The 17,135-nt window shown below is 53.8% G+C and carries 24 protein-coding genes; 9 read left to right on the top strand and 15 right to left on the bottom strand.

The genetic code is table 11. From position 1 onward, the window contains the following. Nucleotides 1–240: 240 nt before the first annotated feature. The 3 genes from hisI to F1728_RS14275 are packed head-to-tail and all read left to right on the top strand — an operon-like array spanning nt 241 to nt 2,710. On the top strand, nt 241–726 hold the full coding sequence (gene hisI, locus F1728_RS14285; protein ID WP_145045806.1) for a phosphoribosyl-AMP cyclohydrolase: 486 nt from the start codon (nt 241–243) through the stop codon (nt 724–726). 27 nt (nt 727–753) lie between these two features. Then, the gene (locus F1728_RS14280; RefSeq protein WP_155364678.1) at nt 754–2,157 is read left to right on the top strand and encodes a hypothetical protein; all 1,404 of its coding nucleotides are present in this window, start codon (nt 754–756) and stop codon (nt 2,155–2,157) included. A 52-nt stretch (nt 2,158–2,209) separates the two neighbouring features. Beyond that, entirely contained in the window at nt 2,210–2,710 is a 501-nt protein-coding gene (locus tag F1728_RS14275) for a 6-pyruvoyl trahydropterin synthase family protein (protein WP_145193518.1), read from the top strand. A gap of 98 nt (nt 2,711–2,808) precedes the next feature. Here F1728_RS14275 and rpsR read toward each other — a convergent pair whose 3' ends face one another. The 3 genes from rpsR to F1728_RS14260 form a co-directional block, all read right to left on the bottom strand. Next, complete coding sequence (rpsR, locus tag F1728_RS14270) at nt 2,809–3,090, bottom strand: 30S ribosomal protein S18 (protein ID WP_044236819.1); 282 nt, start codon at nt 3,088–3,090, stop codon at nt 2,809–2,811. Between the two features lie 110 nt (nt 3,091–3,200). Next, nucleotides 3,201–3,470, bottom strand: coding sequence for a 30S ribosomal protein S14 (gene rpsN / locus F1728_RS14265; protein WP_145193520.1), 270 nt, complete (start codon nt 3,468–3,470; stop codon nt 3,201–3,203). Nucleotides 3,471–3,636: 166 nt separating this feature from the next. Then, a complete protein-coding gene (locus F1728_RS14260; RefSeq protein WP_228030747.1) occupies nt 3,637–4,443 on the bottom strand; it encodes an SDR family NAD(P)-dependent oxidoreductase in 807 nt (268 codons plus the stop codon). A 208-nt stretch (nt 4,444–4,651) separates the two neighbouring features. Between F1728_RS14260 and F1728_RS14255 the strand changes: the two genes are divergently transcribed. From F1728_RS14255 to scpB, 4 genes are all read left to right on the top strand, one after another. Then, complete coding sequence (locus F1728_RS14255) at nt 4,652–5,335, top strand: NAD(P)H-hydrate epimerase (protein ID WP_155364677.1); 684 nt, start codon at nt 4,652–4,654, stop codon at nt 5,333–5,335. Between the two features lie 212 nt (nt 5,336–5,547). After that, nucleotides 5,548–6,303 carry a Crp/Fnr family transcriptional regulator gene (locus F1728_RS14250; protein ID WP_145045822.1) on the top strand — a complete coding sequence of 252 codons (756 nt, stop codon included), beginning with the start codon at nt 5,548–5,550 and terminating at the stop codon, nt 6,301–6,303. Nucleotides 6,304–6,461: 158 nt separating this feature from the next. Beyond that, on the top strand, nt 6,462–6,938 hold the full coding sequence (locus F1728_RS14245) for a zf-HC2 domain-containing protein (RefSeq protein ID WP_145193527.1): 477 nt from the start codon (nt 6,462–6,464) through the stop codon (nt 6,936–6,938). A 38-nt stretch (nt 6,939–6,976) separates the two neighbouring features. Beyond that, entirely contained in the window at nt 6,977–7,741 is a 765-nt protein-coding gene (scpB, locus tag F1728_RS14240) for an SMC-Scp complex subunit ScpB (protein ID WP_155364676.1), read from the top strand. Between the two features lie 115 nt (nt 7,742–7,856). Here the strand turns inward: scpB and F1728_RS32215 are convergent, their stop codons facing one another. From F1728_RS32215 to metF, 12 genes are all read right to left on the bottom strand, one after another. After that, a complete protein-coding gene (locus F1728_RS32215; protein WP_261344532.1) occupies nt 7,857–7,979 on the bottom strand; it encodes a hypothetical protein in 123 nt (40 codons plus the stop codon). 406 nt (nt 7,980–8,385) lie between these two features. Further along, nucleotides 8,386–9,036, bottom strand: a complete 651-nt coding sequence (locus tag F1728_RS14235; protein WP_194242823.1) for an SIMPL domain-containing protein — start codon at nt 9,034–9,036, stop codon at nt 8,386–8,388. Between the two features lie 90 nt (nt 9,037–9,126). Continuing rightward, the gene (locus F1728_RS14230) at nt 9,127–9,363 is read right to left on the bottom strand and encodes a hypothetical protein (protein WP_155364674.1); all 237 of its coding nucleotides are present in this window, start codon (nt 9,361–9,363) and stop codon (nt 9,127–9,129) included. 196 nt (nt 9,364–9,559) lie between these two features. Continuing rightward, nucleotides 9,560–10,045, bottom strand: a complete 486-nt coding sequence (locus tag F1728_RS14225; protein WP_155364673.1) for a macro domain-containing protein — start codon at nt 10,043–10,045, stop codon at nt 9,560–9,562. Between the two features lie 60 nt (nt 10,046–10,105). Next, nucleotides 10,106–10,414, bottom strand: a complete 309-nt coding sequence (locus tag F1728_RS14220) for a hypothetical protein (protein ID WP_155364672.1) — start codon at nt 10,412–10,414, stop codon at nt 10,106–10,108. 94 nt (nt 10,415–10,508) lie between these two features. After that, nucleotides 10,509–10,940, bottom strand: coding sequence for an NUDIX hydrolase (locus F1728_RS14215; protein WP_155364671.1), 432 nt, complete (start codon nt 10,938–10,940; stop codon nt 10,509–10,511). Between the two features lie 44 nt (nt 10,941–10,984). Next, nucleotides 10,985–11,425 (bottom strand): DUF6188 family protein, encoded by a 441-nt coding sequence (locus tag F1728_RS14210; protein ID WP_155364670.1) that lies wholly within the window; start codon nt 11,423–11,425, stop codon nt 10,985–10,987. Next, the gene (locus tag F1728_RS31250; RefSeq protein ID WP_194242822.1) at nt 11,422–11,871 is read right to left on the bottom strand and encodes a hypothetical protein; all 450 of its coding nucleotides are present in this window, start codon (nt 11,869–11,871) and stop codon (nt 11,422–11,424) included. Before F1728_RS31250 ends, F1728_RS14210 begins: the two co-directional genes overlap by 4 nt. Continuing rightward, complete coding sequence (locus F1728_RS14200; RefSeq protein WP_155364669.1) at nt 11,852–12,673, bottom strand: ADP-ribosylglycohydrolase family protein; 822 nt, start codon at nt 12,671–12,673, stop codon at nt 11,852–11,854. Before F1728_RS14200 ends, F1728_RS31250 begins: the two co-directional genes overlap by 20 nt. A 94-nt stretch (nt 12,674–12,767) precedes the next feature. Beyond that, nucleotides 12,768–13,205 carry an SMI1/KNR4 family protein gene (locus F1728_RS14195; protein WP_155364668.1) on the bottom strand — a complete coding sequence of 146 codons (438 nt, stop codon included), beginning with the start codon at nt 13,203–13,205 and terminating at the stop codon, nt 12,768–12,770. 273 nt (nt 13,206–13,478) lie between these two features. Further along, nucleotides 13,479–14,336 carry a shikimate dehydrogenase gene (gene aroE, locus F1728_RS14190; RefSeq protein WP_155364667.1) on the bottom strand — a complete coding sequence of 286 codons (858 nt, stop codon included), beginning with the start codon at nt 14,334–14,336 and terminating at the stop codon, nt 13,479–13,481. 52 nt (nt 14,337–14,388) lie between these two features. Further along, on the bottom strand, nt 14,389–15,270 hold the full coding sequence (gene metF / locus F1728_RS14185; protein ID WP_155364666.1) for a methylenetetrahydrofolate reductase [NAD(P)H]: 882 nt from the start codon (nt 15,268–15,270) through the stop codon (nt 14,389–14,391). A 71-nt stretch (nt 15,271–15,341) separates the two neighbouring features. Here metF and F1728_RS14180 point away from each other — a divergent pair, with 71 nt between their 5' ends. After that, entirely contained in the window at nt 15,342–15,575 is a 234-nt protein-coding gene (locus F1728_RS14180) for a hypothetical protein (RefSeq protein ID WP_155364665.1), read from the top strand. Between the two features lie 163 nt (nt 15,576–15,738). Beyond that, entirely contained in the window at nt 15,739–17,070 is a 1,332-nt protein-coding gene (ahcY, locus tag F1728_RS14175) for an adenosylhomocysteinase (protein ID WP_155364664.1), read from the top strand. The last annotated feature ends 65 nt before the right edge of the window (nt 17,071–17,135 follow it).

Here is a 17,135-nt window from a genome sequence, read left to right as displayed (position 1 = left end):
GTTAAGAAACCGTACCCGCAGGCAGGAAATCTCTCGTTTTCCGCTTGAACAGCGCCTGAGACGATGTGTCTCGCTGATCGCATTGCGTATGATATCATCAGGAGCGCTGATTTCCCGAAGAGAACGATGCGCAACCGCATCCGCTGGAAGACCTGCCCACCCGGAAACAATCGTCTCTAGTGGAGAGAAACTCTCCAGAGTCATATATCAAGATCGTATTGAAGTGAGGAAAGACAAATCATGTCAGATGGAATTCAATTCGCTGGAAGGACTTCAGTCGAGCAGGTAGAAGAAGGAAACGAACTGGCCCCCAAGTTTGACCAGGACGGTTTGATTCCGGTTGTCACCACCGACTACACCTCAGGTGAATTGCTGATGCATGCCTACATGAATGAGGAAGCACTCAAGAAGACCATTGAATTGGGTGAAGCCGTCTACTGGAGCCGCAGCCGACAGGTGCTCTGGCACAAAGGTGCTACCAGCGGGCTGGTCCAGAAAGTCAAAGAACTGCTGATCGACGACGATCAGGATACGGTCTGGCTGCGTGTCGATGTCATGGGAGGCGGGGCCAGCTGTCACGTTGGTTATCGCTCCTGTTTCTATCGCCGTGTGCCCGTTGGTGAAGAAGGCAAAGAGAAAGGCCTGGCGCTCGAATTTACGGAAACCGAAAAGGTTTTCGATCCGAAAGAGGTTTATGGAGACGCTCCCAATCCAACCAAACTGTAAATCGGTTTTAGTCACGACAGGTGTATTATGAGTCATTTCAGTCGACGTGATTTCCTGGCTGCTTCGCTGGCGGCTGCGGGATCTGCTTATTCGCTCGAAGAGTGGGCTTTTGCCAACCAGAGCGAAACAGCCAACAATCCGAATCTGCACATCGCCCCCTTCCGGTTCGATGTGTCGCCTCCCAAAGGGCATTCCCTCTGTGGTGGCTGGATTAAACCGGTCGTCGGCTACGATGATTCACTGGAAGCGATCGGCTATGTACTGCTGGGTGCGGGCAAGCCGATTGTGGTCTGCGCGGTCGACTGGACCGGCTTGCTCAACGATGCTCACATCAACTGGCGGCAGGCTTTAGCCGAAGCCGCGGGAACGAGCATTGATCGCGTGGCCGTGCAATGCGTGCACCAGCACAATGCTCCTTTCGCCTGTCTGAACGCCGAACAGATTGTTCTGGAACAGGGAGATCTGCCGCATATCGTCGAGCTGGATTTCTACAACGAATGCCTGGACAAGGGCCGCAAAGCGGTCTCTGCAGCGATTACGAAGGCTGAGCCGTTCACGCATATCGCGCACAGTCAGGGAAGGGTAGACAAGGTCGCTTCCAACCGCCGGATCAACCGCGACAAGGAAGGTAAGATCATCAGTATGCGGGGCAGCAGCTGCCGGGACGAACGCCTGCGGAGCATGACGGAAGGCACCATCGACCCCTTCCTGAAAACAGTCGCCTTCTACAACAAAGACAAAAAGCTGGTCTCCTGTCACTACTATGCGACCCATCCGATGAGCTATTACGGCGACGGCCGCGTGAGCAGCGACTTTACCGGCATGGCCCGTAAACAGCGTCAGCAGGAAGAACCGGGTTGCACGCACATTTACTTCACCGGCTGTTCCGGAAACATTTCCGCCGGCAAGTACAATGACGGCTCCAAGCCGATGCGGGCTATTCTGGCTCGACGGATTTACGACGGCATCGTCGCTTCCGAAAAAGGGCTCAAACCTGAGCCGGTCGGCAAACTGACCTGGAAAACTCATGACATTTTACCTCCCGTGCGGAGCAGTTTCAGCGTAGAAGAGTTAACGAAGACGATTTCCAACAAAAGTAACAGCGTTGTGAATCGCAACCGTCCTTCCTACATGCTGGCCTGGCTGCAACGGATTGAGAAGCAGATCCCGATCACCCTGAGTTCACTGCAGGTCAACGATATCAAAACGCTGCACCTGCCCGCCGAGAGTTTCATTGAATACCAGCTGCGAGCCCAGAAAATCCAGCCGGATGAATTCATCGCCACAGCCGCTTACGGGGATGGGGGACCATGGTACATCCCGGTTGCCGAAGAGTACCCCGCCGGCGGATATGAAGTCAGCGTCGCTTTCTGCGATCCCGGGATAGACGCTATTATGACGCAGGGCATGCAGTCCCTGTTAAACAGTTAACCGAATTTCAGAATCGTTCAGCAAACCCCAGTTGAGAGGTTGAGTGAGTCACATGGGTATGACAATTATGCGACGGGTCAAGTTTAACGCCGGACACCGTCTGTTTCGCCACGAAGGAAAATGCCAGTTCTTTCACGGCCATAATTACATCGCTGATTTTTACGTCACCGGCCCGGAAACGGACGCCGTGGGTCGGATTATCGACTTTGCGCAACTCAAGGCGCTGCTGAAAGGCTGGATCGACGAAAACTGGGATCACGGCTTCCTGCTCAACATCGAAGACGAAAACGGCCTGAACGCAATCCGCATGGTCGAACCGACCAAATACTTCGTACTGCCGTACAATCCGACCGCAGAAAACATGGCCCGCTACCTGCTGGACGAAGTCTGTCCGAATCTGCTCAACGACCTGGGAGTACAGGCCGTCAAAGTCGTGATCTGGGAAACCGAAGAGTCCTGTGCCGAAGCAACCCTGGATCAGAAAGACAAAACGGACGCCGGCCTGCTCGATGCCTTCGAAACCGATTCGTTTCCCACCGGGTTTCACTGGTAAGCGACCACACAGAAGTCATTGTCTTCACAACGCGCATTAAAAAAGCTCTGGACCAGATCAGTCCAGAGCTTTTTCGTTTGTCTCTTCTCTTCAGTCGCTTAGTCTTCTGCAACGTAAGGCAGCAGACCGATGAAGCGTGCCCGCAAAACTGCCTTACGGACAGCTCGCTGGTACAGGGCAGAAGTCCCTGTCCGACGACGGGGCAGGATACGTCCTTCGCGATCCAGGAGAGAACGCAGGGTTCTCAGATCCTTGTAATCGACATACACGGGACGTGGAATGTTACCATCCGGGCAGAACCGGCATTTGAGCTTCTTTTTCAGACGAGCTCGTTTTTTCCGACGTTTGACAATCTCTTTACGGGATAAACCGACTGACATAGTGTTATTCCTTTTTCATGCGTCGTAGGACATAGGACACCCGAAACCGGGGCGACGCTGATTTCAGTTTGCTGGCAGGGGCCGCGACTCACACAGTGCGGCCGGTTCGCTTACCAGCTGGATTTTTTCATGCCGGGGATCAGGCCATCTAAAGCCATATCCCGCAGAGCGATACGCGAAATCTGGAACTTACGGTAGTTACCACGAGGACGACCTGTCAGCTGACAGAGACGACGCATACGGGTGCGGCTGGAGTTACGAGGCAGTTTGGCAAGGCCTTCGTAGTCCCCTTTGGCAATCAGCTCAGCCCGCTTTTCAGCATGCTTTTCTACCAGAGCGTAAATTCTCTTCTGTTTTTCAATCTTCGATTTGGATGCCATTTATATACCTTCTTCGACAAATTCCAAAAATAGGAACGACTGTTATACTGAGTCTCCCGCCAGATCGTCAACTTGCCGGACTGTTTTTGCTCTGAAATGAGCTAAAAAAAGCAATCATTCCGAAATTCTTTACAGCCCCCGGTTGACACACATGTTCATGCGCGCTCTATTTTTTCTCTTTCTGAGGCTGCGGGCGGAAATATTTCATCGATTCGACCACCACCGTGCGGCGGGTCGCGATGCGGACCAGCAGTGAGAGCAGGTAATTGCCCCAGCCGGAAACCATATACTGGCGTTTCTTTTCCAGGGCTTTGAGGCCGGTCTTGACCACCTGATCGACGGTCTGATAGCGATGCTTCTTCAGCCAGCCTTCCACGCCGGCCACATCGAAGAACTCCGTCTGCGTCGTTCCGGGGCAGAGTGCAGTCACTGTCACCCCTTTGTCGCGGGCTTCCGCCCAGAGTCCCTCGGTGAAGTGCAGTACGTAACTTTTGCTGGCAGCATAGGCGGACATGTAGGCCACCGGCTGAAACGCGGCGACCGAAGCGATATTGATGATTCCGCCGTGTCCCCGTTCCATCATTTCGGGCAGATAGAGGTAAGTCAGATCGGTCAATGCGCCCATATTCAGCTGCACCATCTGCATTACCCGTTCCCGGTCGGTCGAGGCAATATCCGAAACCACGCTGAAACCGGCGTTGTTGATCAGCAGTTCGATCTGCACACCACGTGCGTTGATCTCATCATAGAGTTTCCGGGGTGCCTCCGGTTCGGAAAGGTCCAGCACGACGACTTCTGTTTTGGTTCCATGCCGGGTCAGCAGGTCGGCTGCCAGCTCTTCCAACTGCTCCTGACGACGTGCCGTCAGCACCAGATGCATTCCCCGTGCGGCCAGCCGGTGCGCAAATTCAAGGCCGATTCCGGATGAAGCACCCGTAATCAGAGCCCATCGATCAGAATATTCGTCTATCACAGCTGACTCTCCAGAAGTATCCTGTTGGAGACTTAGATTTTCCATTTGAAAAGAGGCCGGGAAGAAGTGCTGCCCGCGTCAGGGGGAATCGTAATTGAATTTGTGTCTGGTGAAAACCCCGTAACCACTGTTTATACCCCCGCTTTGATCGATTTTTCGCCGTTTCAAATTGAAGTCAAAGCGGTTTTTTGACCAAATGAGGAGCAAAATGTCACCGATCGAACGACTCAGCCGGGAAGAAGTTCGCAGCGTCGACCAGCGTACGATTGAAGAATTCGGGCTCCCCGGAATTGCCCTGATGGAGAATGCCGGCCGCGGCGTGTTCGAGTTACTCGTCTCGCTCAAAGCCCAGGGTCCCATCAAAATCTGTGCGGGTAAGGGGAATAACGGCGGGGATGGCTTCGTCATCGCCCGTCACCTGGAAAACGCCGGTATCCCCGTCGAACTCTATCTGCTCACCGATCCCGAACAGCTCACCGGTGATGCCGCCACGAATTACCAGGTCGCTTCGCGGATGGGTCTCTCGATTCAAGCCGACCCCGATCTGCAGGATCCGGAACGATTTCGTGCGTTCCTCGATTCAGCCGAGTGGATCGTCGACGCCCTGTTGGGGACCGGCGTGCAGGGAGAGGTTCGCGAACCTTTTGCCACTGCGATCCGGATGATGAACGATGCCCCCGCCAACATCCTGGCCATCGATCTCCCCTCGGGCCTCGACTGTGACACGGGACAGACTTTGGGAGAATGCATTGTCGCATCGCAAACAGCGACCATGGTGGCTGAAAAGCAAGGTTTCGCAGAACCGAAGTCGCAGCAATATACGGGCACCGTACATGTGCTGGGGATCGGTGCACCGCGACAGATCATCACGGAACTCCTGCAAAAACAGTAGTTTCTGGCTGATCAGCGGCTCTCACTTCCCAGCTGTCATCAGCCGACAAAATGGAAAAAACAGCCGATTCGCAAAAACGGGGGTTCTCAAATCTGCCTTAAACCCGATATATTATAGTTTGCCCGATAACCCGAGTGAGTGGGCCTGTTTGACTGACCGTTGACTACTGCTACCGGTACCTGCGTCAAAACGCAGGGATGAGATTTAGGTCCATGGACAAAAACTTCTGGTTTCTCAAGAACTGTGACCTCTTCGAACGACTGAGCGAAGATCAAATCGCCCAGGTCGAACGGAATGCGTCCGTCAAGCAGTTCGCGCGGGGAAACATGGTTTATCTCCCGACCGAAACCAGCGACTCGGTCTACCTGCTGCTCAACGGCAGAATCAAGCTCTACCACATCACGGGGGAAGGCAAACAGGCTCTGCTGGCACTGATCGAGCCGGGTGAGCTGTTTGGGGAACTGGCGATCCTCGGCGGCGGCGAACGTGAAGAGTATGCCGAAGCCATGCTGAAATCGACCATTCTCCGCATTCCCGGAGTCGTGATTCAGGATCTGATGCACCAGCATCCCGAAGTCTCACTGGGCGTGACCAAGCTGATGGGACTCCGACGACAACGGGTGGAACAGCGGCTCAAATCCCTGCTGTTTCGTTCCAACCGCGACCGGCTGACGCACCTGCTGCTGGAACTGGCGGAAAAATACGGCCGGTTTACCCCCGAAGGCGTCCTGATCAATATCAAACTCTCGCACCAGGAACTGGCGAGTATTATCGGCAGCACACGTGAAACCGTGACTGTCCTGCTGGGCGAACTGCAGGACGAACGCAGTATCGATATCCAGAAACGACATATCATCCTCAGAAAGGCCCGCTATCTGGCTCATTCGATTGATTTCAAACTCACCCCCGCCTTTCAGTCCAAACCGGATCAGTCGGGAGAATTTGTCTTAAGAGGAGCGGAAGCCTGAACTTAGATTGTCCATCCCCAGATGTGCTCATCAGAAATGTGCAGGAAGTGTAAGCTATCTCACAGATCACACCAGAGCAGACTACGATAATGAACACAGGGTATCACCCCGCTCGAGAACTGGTACAAATCCTACTTTGACAGTAGGAGGTTTAAAAAATGAATACACAACTTACATCCGAAACCGAATCAGAATCTGAATGGAAGGCCTGTGCGCCGGGCGACCTGGAACAATTTGTCACCGTGATGAAGAAGCGACGTAAAGTCAGCCACATGATCACCGGGGCCGAGATTCTCACCGCCTGTCTGGCCGTCGGGCTGGTCGGCTTTTTTGGTCTGAACTCGTTCTCAGGCTCTGCAGAACCGCCAACCGAACAGGTCGCGAAGAAGGTCGGTAAGAAGTGCCCGGGTGGACTGTACTGTGATGAAGCGCTGAACCATGCGGAAGCGTTCGTCGCTCACAAGCTCGACGCCGAAACAACCAGTAAAATGAAGGAACATCTGGCCCATTGTCCCGGCTGCCAGAAAAAGGTTGATCAACTTCGCATAAACATGCACAATAACGCCACTGCCCACATCGGTCCGCTACAGGAAGAGTCCGAGTGGGATGCGTTTGTCTTGACCTTAAATCAGTAACTGACTGATTTCTCCGGTTCCCTGAAAGGATTGAGGGAATGTCCCAGGAAGAAGAAACCCCAGCCGACGACGATCGACTTTCCAGCGAAGATGACTTTCTGGCCGCCTTTTCGTCATCAGGTCAGGTCGATGAAGAAATCGACGCCGACTACGAACGGACGCTCGAAGCGCTGGAAGCCGTCGAACGGGACCTGGAACTCCCCGAGGAACCTGAGACAGACGAGCCTGCTGCAGCGGCTGCCGTCAAAACCAGTTCTCAGACAGCCACCAAACGGGAAACCCGGATTCCCCCGCGTGCTATCATCGAAGCCGCGCTGTTTGTCGGCGGCAAACCACTGACCACGAAGAAACTCTGCTCACTGCTGAACGACGAGTACTCGACATCTTACGTCGACGATCTGCTCGACGATCTGAACCGCCAGTACAACGACGAGGCCCGCCCGTACGAAATCCGCATGGAGGAGGGGGGCTATCGCCTGATTCTCCGTCACGACTTCGAACGCATCCGCAACCGCGTGTATGGTTTCGGCCCTAAGGAGGTCAAACTGACCCAGGACGCGCTGGAAGTCCTCGCGCTGGTCGCTTATCGCCAGCCGATCACCAAGGACGAGATCATCGCCGCCGGCAAAGACAAGGCGGCCGGCATCCTGCGTCAGTTGATCCGTCGCGAACTGATCTCCATTGAGCGCAACGAAGACAAGAAAGCCGAAGTCAAATACATCACAACCAGCCGCTTCCTGCAGGTCTTCGGCCTGGGGAACATCGAAGAACTGCCTTACAGTGAATCGCTGAATCACAAATAAATCCGGTTGTTGAATACTTCGCTTTGATTGTTCGTTCAAATAGCCCGGGCAGGTGTTTAACTGCAAGTGCATTGACCCGCCAATCCGTTCGCACGAATTCCGATGTCTCCTATTGTCAGACTCGAGGTGGATCGTCATCACGATAGGCACCCGGATTCGGATAGTCGTTTTGATATTGAACATATCGCAGGTACAGATCTGCATTGGTTTTCTGGCTGCGAAGCATGGAATCAATCATTTGCTCATCGTTCGTAAAGAAATGCCAGAATGCGCCGTCATAATTGTGAAAAAAATGACTCTGCCCGTTTCCAGCTCCGTTGAAGCAAGGGTTGAATCGAGGATCTTATTCTTTGGCCTTCTATTCTCTTTTAAGTCCGGGATATCTGCTAGGACAAGGACATTCCAGTCATCATCAATGTATTGGTCATATCTGATGAGCGTTTCACTTTGAAAAAGCCCGTCATTGCCGCGCTGGTCGATACGAGAGTCGAGATAACGCTTAAAAATCGTGTCATCGTCCCAGGGAAATTTAAAGCAAGGCTCTCATTCTGCACAAATTGTTTCAACGAAAAACAGATTCCGCAGGAATGGATACAAGGGCCAATATGCCTAGCTGCGTACTCGCGACAGGACTGCCAGTTCGATTACGGTTGCAGATGAAAGAGAATATAAACGGCGGCTCCCACGGAGATGGCTCCGGGGTCGACCGCACCCACGTCTCCTGCATCTTCAATGTTGAGGACGCGTCTGACATGCATGCTGCTCCCGTTTTCGAGTATATCCGGGTTGACGTCTTCTATCGCCACCACTTCGCCAACGTTGAGACCGGCTGCACTTGCATAAACCTCCGCTTTCGATCGGGCCGCCTGTACTGCACGAATACGGGCCTCTCGCCTCAATTCTTTTAAGCGAGTCGTCTCAAACGACACCGAACCGAGTTTATTCGCTCCCGCATCCATCAGGCCGACAATGATCTCTTCCAGACGATCAATCTCTCTCACAATGATGTTATAACTCAATTTCGCTTGGTAGCCGATGAAGCGAGGGATCCCACCCTCGTGTCTCCATTCTTCCTCTAAATTGATCCGTGAGGTCCCCACTTCACTGATTTCGCACGTTTTGAGATATTGGCGGACTGCCTGGGCACCTGTCCGGGCGGCTGCGAAGGCCTCTTTCGGTTCTGATTCGATTCGCGTTATCCCCGCGGTAATCGACGCGGTATCAGGAACTGCATGCAGAACTGCTGAACCATAAACTTTAATCCCCGATGACATTTCTGGTGCGTTTGAATACATGAATCTATTCCCGATTTCGTTTTCTGATGACATCCATTTCTGTTACATACGAAGACTAGGGGTCCCGCCCGGGGGACCACCTGTTTAATCTTACCGTGATGAGCGAGATATCCAGAGCGCCCCGGCAGACCAGGCTGCGATACCCGCCCAGGTCAGTGTGCCCAACCCCAGAGAACGATATATGGCAACGCGTCCGGCCATGCCCCCTGGATTGTTTGGCAGATAGAGCTCGGCTATCACCAGGCTGACGACTCCGAGCAGGGCACACAGGGAAAAGACGACCAGAAACACCCAGTATTGTTTACGTGAAATGGAAAACGATTTCATCAGAGGACCTCAGGCTTGCCAGCGAGTCGAAATTTAGTAACTGTGTTAGCTGGTTTAATTATGTCGGGCTGTTGTTTCTGGAATCAAGTTTTTTCTGTGAATGGAAATCATACTCACCCGCTGCATTCGTCTGAAACGTGCATTCAGCGATCACTTTCTCCGGTTCACAGTTCTCCGCAAAAAACAGACTAAGTACTCAGGTCGATGCGGGACTCGAATACGATTCATATTTGACAATTCTGACCTGCGCGGGACTGTCGATCTTCGCCAGGGCACGTTGCATAACGCCGAGCGACCAGTCTTTGCCCCGATTTCCGGACCCTGAACCGATGAGGGGAAAGGCGACGCTCTGGAACTCATATTCGTCGACCAGCTTCATCGCGTTGATGACGGACTGCGTAACCGAGTACTCGGTCGCGAACCAGAGCAGGTTGATCCCGGCGACGTGGATGATACCGCGATAAGGTAGACGTCCTGCGGATGTCAGCCGGGCTTCTCCCAGGGGGATCGCACCCTGTTTCGCAACCTCTTTAAACGGCGTCGTTCCTCCCTGTTTCTTGATCGCACCGGAAACACCTTGAGGTAATAACAGCCACCAGGGAATCACATTGCGGTTCCAGCTGTTGACGATCACTTCCACAGGTTGCTCAAGAATATTCCCGCTGACAATTTCCACATTCATCGATTCGACCAGCTCCAAAGGTGTCTGTTACAAGAGGGGATGACATCTCCCTCCTGTCAATCAGACACACTCAGGCTCATTTTTTGTGCCTGTTTCCTGATTAATTCCCCGAACCTGGTCGCGCCAGGGAAGTGATCTGCGTGCATCGTCGCCGGAATAGTATTTTTGAATCTGGTTTACGGTCACTTCGGGAGCCAGCTGGTTTACGATCCGGGAGACGCGATACCATTCGCCGCCGAGAATAAACAGCATCCAGATCAGCGCGAACGGAACACCATAAATTTTGTACTCGATGTATAAGCTGAACAGTAGAGCCAGGCAGATCGCCATCCAGTTAATTAATGTAGGATACAGGTCAAACCGTTTCATCGAAGGGCTTCCCTTTTTTCAATCATGTTACCGCACAGTTTCCGACTCATCCAGAGCGAAGTAGTCGGCTGTCCCCGTTTGAATCTGTAAGTCTCTACTGCAACTGAGATTGGAGCGGTTCATAAATCCCGGGCGGCACCAGTTGCTGTTTGACCGTCGCCAGTTCGTCCCGCGAAAACCACAATACTTTGAAAGGGACGCCATCCGATTCCGTTCCGGTTTCCGGCAGTGCATCGCGCACTGAATCGTCGATCGAGCAGAGATAATGGAACATGATTTCATGTTCCGGAATCCCTTGATATTCAAAGTGGGATTCATAAAAACCGAGGAACTGCAGCGCGTGCGCTGTGACGCCCAGTTCTTCAAATAGTTCCCGTTTCGCGGCTGCTTCCAGGGTCTCGCCGAACTCCACGCCACCACCCACGGGAATATAGAACAGAAACTCGCGGTGCGGATCATAGCCTTCCGCCAGCAGAACCTGCCCCTGATGAACTACGGAGATGATGACTTTGTTACGGATCTGCATGCCTGGAGTATGTCTAATTCAAGGATGATGGTCAGTGTTGACAATCAGGACGAAATAATCAGTTTTCCGTGATCTCCGTATACGGAAATGGGATGTTGCTTCGTTGAAGTCTGTGACAGCGGACACTGAAAATGCCAGGCTTCATAACCGGTCGTTGATTGTACTTCCAGACGGACCCCGGTTTCAAACTCCAATGTCAAACAACCATCATTCCGGGCAACTGCTGACGTCAGCCGGTAACCGAGCAGGTAGTCGAGGCGTTCCAGATCCGAGCGCCAGAACCCGGCTCCCGGCTTTGTCCCCCGCAGGGTGCGCGAGCCGTCGATATCCGTGATTTGCAGTTCGTCCTCGAACTCAATCAGTGACCTCACGGCTTCTTCGTCTGCGAAGACGAGCCCCGTCAGTCCGGTCTCCTGAAATGCAATCAACGTATCACCGGCGAGTGGCAGCAGCAGGTCGCGTCCGCTATAGCTGAGCGTTTTCATTGATCTACCTGATACGCCTCCCCGCTCTGAGGGGTCTCTGGTTCATACTCAATTCCGGCTTGATGTAAGGCGGCCATCGAACGAAAGGCCACTTCGCCCCATTTTTTTCGAACCGTTTCGGGCGCATTCGGGGGGATCTTACGCCACTCATTCGCGAGGAACCGGATCTGATTCGGTTCCAGCCAGAGTGCCAGTCGCCCTTTTTGCTGTTCTTGATCCGCATTTGTGAGTCCGGCGTCATCGCGAAGCCAATCACGGGCAGTCGCCAGTTGTTGTTGATAGTTTTCCTGGAATAGCTCAAGCAACACCTGTTCCAATATTGCCTGAAGGTTCCAGAGCACACGCTGCTCCGCCTGATCGGCAATTCCTAAAATCGAATCTTCCGAGAATCGGGAGAGCAGTTCGAAGAGTACCAGTGCCTCATCTTCAGTCAGATTCAGTTGCATCGTTTTGATTTCTATCTGAGTTTTGGAGACCGCCGGTGACAAAGCGATCATGAAACGTCTGCACGGTCGTTCGTAATCGGTCGTCCAGCAGTGGCAAAACCTGTTGCGAAATTTCTGCAGGCACGCCGCCATAAAAGGGTTCGGCGATCGCACCGGCGATACAGGCCATGGTATCGGCATCGCCGCCCAGTGAGATCGCGTTGCGGATGGCCGATTCGAAATCGGTCGATTCCAGAAAAGCGATGATCGACTCTGGTACCGAGCCCTGGCAGGAGACATCGAATACATAATGGGGGCGAATCTCTTCCAGCGTTCTCTGCAGATCGTACTGAAATTCATGCTCGACAAAGTCCTGAATCTCTGCTTTCGACTTTCCCGTACGTGCCAGAAAGACGGAGGCTGCTGTGGCCTGAGCACCATAAATTCCCTGCTGATGGTTGTGGGTCACCTCGGCTGACTTTTTTGCCAGGTAGAGACAGTCGGCCATTGTTTCAGCAGCATAAGCCACCGGGCTGACCCGCATGGCAGAACCGTTCCCCCAACTCTGGTAGGGCATGCGCTGTCGCAACTGAGCCCAGGTCAGAAACGTGTGTCCGTAGCCGGCATCGGGATAGCGTCTGACATACCGCTGCAGCGTGCTGACCAGATCCGAGTCATGTAACAGCCAGTCCGCAACCGCGGCTGTGATCACTGTATCGTCGGTGAATGTCGACTCTTCGCGAAACAGATAGAACTGTGTCGACTTCGTAGGCACATACTCGAAGTAAGAACCGATCACATCACCGGCAATTGCGCCCCACATTACGGAAGCCTCACTGCGACAGGGCAACGGAATTTGTTATTCATCTCAAGGCAGATCATAGAATCCTCTTGATTTAAATGACGACTGGCAGCCCTCACAACAGCAGCTCTCCAGTGAGCCAGCGTTCCAGGTACTTCGACAGTGAGGGAGCACAACAGGTTCGACTGTCTTCTTCGTGGTTCCACACAAATACATCAGGCCTGCGGATGGCTCCGGCCTGAATCGGAAAAGCGAACTGATCTCCATTCCCGGCGTCGGCAAAGAACAGCAGATGATCGAAGGGCATATACAGTTCGGGAAAGTCCGGATTCTCACGAAAGGCCTGGTTTTCCTGGACGATGCGTTCCAGCTGCCAGATCAGCCCCAGACCGTATTCGCCTTCGACGCCATTCGATTCCAATAGCAGGCTCGCCAGGTCTTCAGGCAGTGCAACGCCCAGTTCTGCTTCCGCCTGCTGAATCTCGTGCCGTTTGACACCGGGGAAGAATTCTGCAGCGCTACATAACTTCAGAATCTGTTCTTTCCATGACATGCAACGGTCCTCTCGATCCAAGAACTGAAGGCTCTCTGAATAGACAGTTTAGGGTATCGACTGTGAAACCGAAGCTCAAGAATTTCTTTATCAGGGTGAATGTTGCCTGTTGAGCAGATTAGCCTCACTCCATTTGGAGCAGACAGGGTCAATGGCTCTGGGTTGAACACGTGAGCTGTGATTTCCTGCTCGCTGCGCTCGGCCCGAATGGCATTCGGGCTCACCCGGGATTTGGGGGGATTCGTTCCCGTTAAACCCCAGCGTGCGTTTTCTTCAGACGCCGAAGACTTCTTCGAGGGCGGCGCGCATCACCTGGGGGTCAGGGTCCACGCCGGTCCAGAGCTGGAAACCGATCACGCCCTGGTTGACGAGCATGCCCAGTCCGTCGAGTGTAGTGCAGCCGGCTTTGGCGGCTTCGCGGAGCAGGTGGGTCTCAGGAGGATTAGGAATCACGTCCGAGACAATCATGTTCGATTTGAGAGAAGCGAAGTCGAGCGGGAAGACGGCGTCCACATCGGGAAAGAGACCGATCGAAGTGGCGTTGATGACCACGTCCACATCGTCCGCGAGGGTATAGTCGCCGTCCCATTTCGTGAAGGTGGCGGGAACGCCGGTCTTTTCCTGCAGCAGCTGCGCGAGCGCTTCGCCGCGCTCGGTACTGCGGTTGACGATCGTGATTTCGGCTGCTCCTGCGAGGGCGGTTTCCACGCCGATCGCGCGCGCCGCGCCGCCGGCACCAAACATCACGATCTTTTTACCGGCCGGGTCCGTCACTTCTTTTAATGACTGCACGAAACCTTTGCCGTCGGTGTTCTCGCCCAGGAGCTGATCGTCTTTGCGGACGATACAGTTCACGGCCCCCATCATCGCGGCGGCATCGCTGATGCCGTCGAGGTACTGGATGACTTCGACTTTATGCGGGATCGTCAGATTCGCGCCGCGGAAGCCCATCGCCCGCAGACCGCCAACGGCCTGGGCCAGATTTTCGGGAGCCACTTCAATTGTCAGGTACCGCCATTCCAGACCACAGGCATTGTAGGCTGCTTCCATCATACACTGCGTGGGGTTCTCTGCGACCGGTTGTCCGAACACACACGTCAGTTCCTGTTTGAAGTTGAGCGGCTGATTCATGTCGTGCTTTCTCCCTGTTGTGTCTGTGGGTCGCGAAGAAAAAGGGCTCCGTTCAGGCTTCGGATTCGTGCCAGCCTAGGGCATCAAAGATCCGCTTGCAGGCCTGCGAACGGTTCAACACGTAGAAGTGCATGCCCGGAACACCTGCATCGATTAACTCCTGGCACTGCGCGATGGCGTATTCCACGCCGATCTCAAACTGAGCTTCGAGGTCATCCTGAGCGGCCTCCAGTCGGCCCACGAGCTCTGCAGGGAACTCGGAACTGCACATCGACATGATCCGCTGGATCCGCCGGTATTCGGTAATCGGCATGATGCCGGGGATGATTGGACGGTCAATGCCTGCCTGGGCACAACGTTCCCGGAAGCGATAGAAGTGCTGGTTGTTGAAGAAGAGCTGGGTGTAGATCGCGTCCGCGCCCGCATCCACTTTACGTTTGAGGTTTTCCAGGTCAGCCTGCGGAGTCAGTGCCTCAGGGTGCACTTCGGGATAGCCGGCGACACCAATGCCCATCTCGGGGAAATTCTCACGAATGAGGGTGACGAGTTCACTGGCATACTTCAGACCGCCGTCTGCGGGAATGAACGTTTCTTCCCCCTTGGGTGGATCCCCACGGAGCGCCATGATGTTACCGATGCCTGCCTCGCTGGCTTCCTTCAGCCAGTCAACCAGTTGCTCCCGGGTGGAACCAACACAGGTGAAGTGGGCCGTCGCGGTCGAGTGCAGGTCTTTCTGAATGGTATTGCAGAGTTCGATGGTTCGCTTGCTGGTGGATCCGCCCGCGCCATAAGTACAGGAGACGAAAGCAGGTTTGTAACGAACCAGTTCCTCCAGTGTACGAAACAACTCTGCATCGCCACTTTCATTTTTGGGAGGGAAAATTTCTACAGAGAGACCAAAGGTTCCCGAACGATAAATTTCGCTGATTCGCATTATCTTTTCTTGTCTCGAAGGGGTGAGGCGAACTCGGTACGAGTTTATATCACAAAGTTACGGCTCGCGTAGTGTATAAATTATGTGTTTTGCCGGTCAACAATACTGCATTCTCTATTGCCAGTCCGGCTGGATTTACCTATCTTGCAGTGAGTGCAGAGGCGGTTTACCTGCCTGTTTGCCAACTTCTGAACCAGCCACCTGCGCAGACAGTGCTGAACCAGCGGCCTGCTGAACAGCAGGCGGTGATCGCGAACCTGAGATGGGGATTAGAGGAATCTCAACCAGAAGTGGCCTACTTCTGAACAGAGTTGAGGCTCTGATCGAAATCGATGAAACCCGCGGAGATTCATCGTCAATTAATTGGTCTGCTTAAGTAAAGCAACTATAATAACACGTTTCAAGTCGGTTTCCGCTTGAAGATGAATCAAATTTCCCCTTTTCCAACTGAATCAACAAGGATTGAGAATGTCCACCGAAACCAACCCGTTGCCGTATAAAGTGAAGGATTACAGCGAAGCAGAATTCCAGAAACTCGCTGCCTGGGGTCGCAAGGAAATCGAGCTGGCAGAAACGGAAATGCCAGGTTTGATGGCACTGCGGGAAAAGTACGGTAAAGATCAGCCTCTGAAAGGAGCCCGGATCGCCGGCTGTCTGCACATGACCATTCAGACCGCTGTGCTGATCGAAACTCTGACCGCACTGGGCGCTGAAGTCCGCTGGTCCAGCTGTAACATTTTCTCCACCCAGGATCACGCTGCTGCAGCGATCGCTGCCACCGGTGTTCCCGTCTTCGCCTGGAAAGGGATGAGCGAAGAAGAATTCGACTGGTGTATCGAGCAGACTCTGTTCTGGCCCAACGGCGAAGGTCTGAACATGATCCTCGACGATGGCGGCGACCTGACCGTGATGGTCCATGAAAGGTATCCCGAGCTGCTGAAGGAGATCAAAGGTCTGACCGAAGAGACCACGACCGGCGTACACCGCCTGCACCAGATGTTCGAGCAGGGCAAACTGGGTGTTCCCGCCATCAACGTCAATGACTCTGTCACCAAGAGCAAGTTCGACAACCTCTACGGTTGCCGGGAATCGCTGGCTGACGGCATCAAACGGGCCACCGACATCATGATCGCCGGCAAGGTCGTTGTTGTCTGTGGTTACGGTGATGTGGGTAAAGGCTGTGCCGACGCGATGAAAGGTCTGGGCGCCCGCGTGCTGATCACCGAAATCGATCCGATCTGTGCTCTGCAGGCTGCCATGGAAGGTTACGAAGTTACCACCATGGAAGATGCTGCCAGCCGCGGCGACATCTTTGTGACCTCCACCGGTTGCTGCGACGTCATTCGGGGCGATCACATGGACCAGATGAAGAACGAAGCCATCGTCTGCAACATCGGTCACTTCGACTCTGAAATCCAGGTCGCCTACCTGAAGAACCGCAGCGATATCGAGCAGATCGAAATCAAGCCACAGGTCGACAAGTTCGTCTACCCCGACGGCAAAGCGATCATCGTGCTGGCCGAAGGTCGTCTGGTCAACCTGGGTTGTGCCACCGGCCACCCTTCGTTCGTGATGTCCAACAGCTTCACCAACCAGGTAATCGGCCAGATCGAACTCTGGAACAACGAAGACCAGTACGAAATCGGAGTCTACATGCTGCCTAAGCAGCTGGACGAAGAAGTCGCCCGTCTGCACCTGGAGAAACTGGGCGTGAAACTGTCCAAACTCACAGACGCACAGGCCGAGTATCTGGGAATTCCAGTAGAAGGCCCCTACAAGCCGGACTACTACCGCTACTAAGAGTCCCTCGGCTTTAATTGAATCAGGACCTCCGAATCGCTGCGACAGTGATTCGGAGGTCTTTT

This window comes from Gimesia benthica, assembly GCF_009720525.1.
Lineage (GTDB): Bacteria > Planctomycetota > Planctomycetia > Planctomycetales > Planctomycetaceae > Gimesia > Gimesia benthica.
This window is presented reverse-complemented; position numbering and strand designations above follow the sequence as displayed.

Excerpts from the sequence above, each read along its gene's own strand:
- F1728_RS14195 (WP_155364668.1), bottom strand. The coding sequence starts at position 13,205 with ATGTCATGGAAAGAACAGATTCTGAAGTTATGTAGCGCTGCAGAATTC.
- F1728_RS14235 (WP_194242823.1), bottom strand. The coding sequence starts at position 9,036 with ATGTATTCAAACGCACCAGAAATGTCATCGGGGATTAAAGTTTATGGT.
- F1728_RS14245 (WP_145193527.1), top strand. The coding sequence starts at position 6,462 with ATGAATACACAACTTACATCCGAAACCGAATCAGAATCTGAATGGAAG.
- hisI (WP_145045806.1), top strand. The coding sequence starts at position 241 with ATGTCAGATGGAATTCAATTCGCTGGAAGGACTTCAGTCGAGCAGGTA.
- scpB (WP_155364676.1), top strand. The coding sequence starts at position 6,977 with ATGTCCCAGGAAGAAGAAACCCCAGCCGACGACGATCGACTTTCCAGC.
- F1728_RS14210 (WP_155364670.1), bottom strand. The coding sequence starts at position 11,425 with ATGAAAACGCTCAGCTATAGCGGACGCGACCTGCTGCTGCCACTCGCC.
- aroE (WP_155364667.1), bottom strand. The coding sequence starts at position 14,336 with ATGAATCAGCCGCTCAACTTCAAACAGGAACTGACGTGTGTGTTCGGA.
- metF (WP_155364666.1), bottom strand. The coding sequence starts at position 15,270 with ATGCGAATCAGCGAAATTTATCGTTCGGGAACCTTTGGTCTCTCTGTA.
- F1728_RS14200 (WP_155364669.1), bottom strand. The coding sequence starts at position 12,673 with ATGTGGGGCGCAATTGCCGGTGATGTGATCGGTTCTTACTTCGAGTAT.
- ahcY (WP_155364664.1), top strand. The coding sequence starts at position 15,739 with ATGTCCACCGAAACCAACCCGTTGCCGTATAAAGTGAAGGATTACAGC.
- F1728_RS14215 (WP_155364671.1), bottom strand. The coding sequence starts at position 10,940 with ATGCAGATCCGTAACAAAGTCATCATCTCCGTAGTTCATCAGGGGCAG.
- F1728_RS32215 (WP_261344532.1), bottom strand. The coding sequence starts at position 7,979 with ATGATTGATTCCATGCTTCGCAGCCAGAAAACCAATGCAGATCTGTAC.
- rpsR (WP_044236819.1), bottom strand. The coding sequence starts at position 3,090 with ATGTCAGTCGGTTTATCCCGTAAAGAGATTGTCAAACGTCGGAAAAAA.
- F1728_RS14275 (WP_145193518.1), top strand. The coding sequence starts at position 2,210 with ATGGGTATGACAATTATGCGACGGGTCAAGTTTAACGCCGGACACCGT.
- F1728_RS14255 (WP_155364677.1), top strand. The coding sequence starts at position 4,652 with ATGTCACCGATCGAACGACTCAGCCGGGAAGAAGTTCGCAGCGTCGAC.
- F1728_RS31250 (WP_194242822.1), bottom strand. The coding sequence starts at position 11,871 with ATGCAACTGAATCTGACTGAAGATGAGGCACTGGTACTCTTCGAACTG.
- F1728_RS14230 (WP_155364674.1), bottom strand. The coding sequence starts at position 9,363 with ATGAAATCGTTTTCCATTTCACGTAAACAATACTGGGTGTTTCTGGTC.
- rpsN (WP_145193520.1), bottom strand. The coding sequence starts at position 3,470 with ATGGCATCCAAATCGAAGATTGAAAAACAGAAGAGAATTTACGCTCTG.
- F1728_RS14280 (WP_155364678.1), top strand. The coding sequence starts at position 754 with ATGAGTCATTTCAGTCGACGTGATTTCCTGGCTGCTTCGCTGGCGGCT.
- F1728_RS14250 (WP_145045822.1), top strand. The coding sequence starts at position 5,548 with ATGGACAAAAACTTCTGGTTTCTCAAGAACTGTGACCTCTTCGAACGA.
- F1728_RS14220 (WP_155364672.1), bottom strand. The coding sequence starts at position 10,414 with ATGAAACGGTTTGACCTGTATCCTACATTAATTAACTGGATGGCGATC.
- F1728_RS14225 (WP_155364673.1), bottom strand. The coding sequence starts at position 10,045 with ATGAATGTGGAAATTGTCAGCGGGAATATTCTTGAGCAACCTGTGGAA.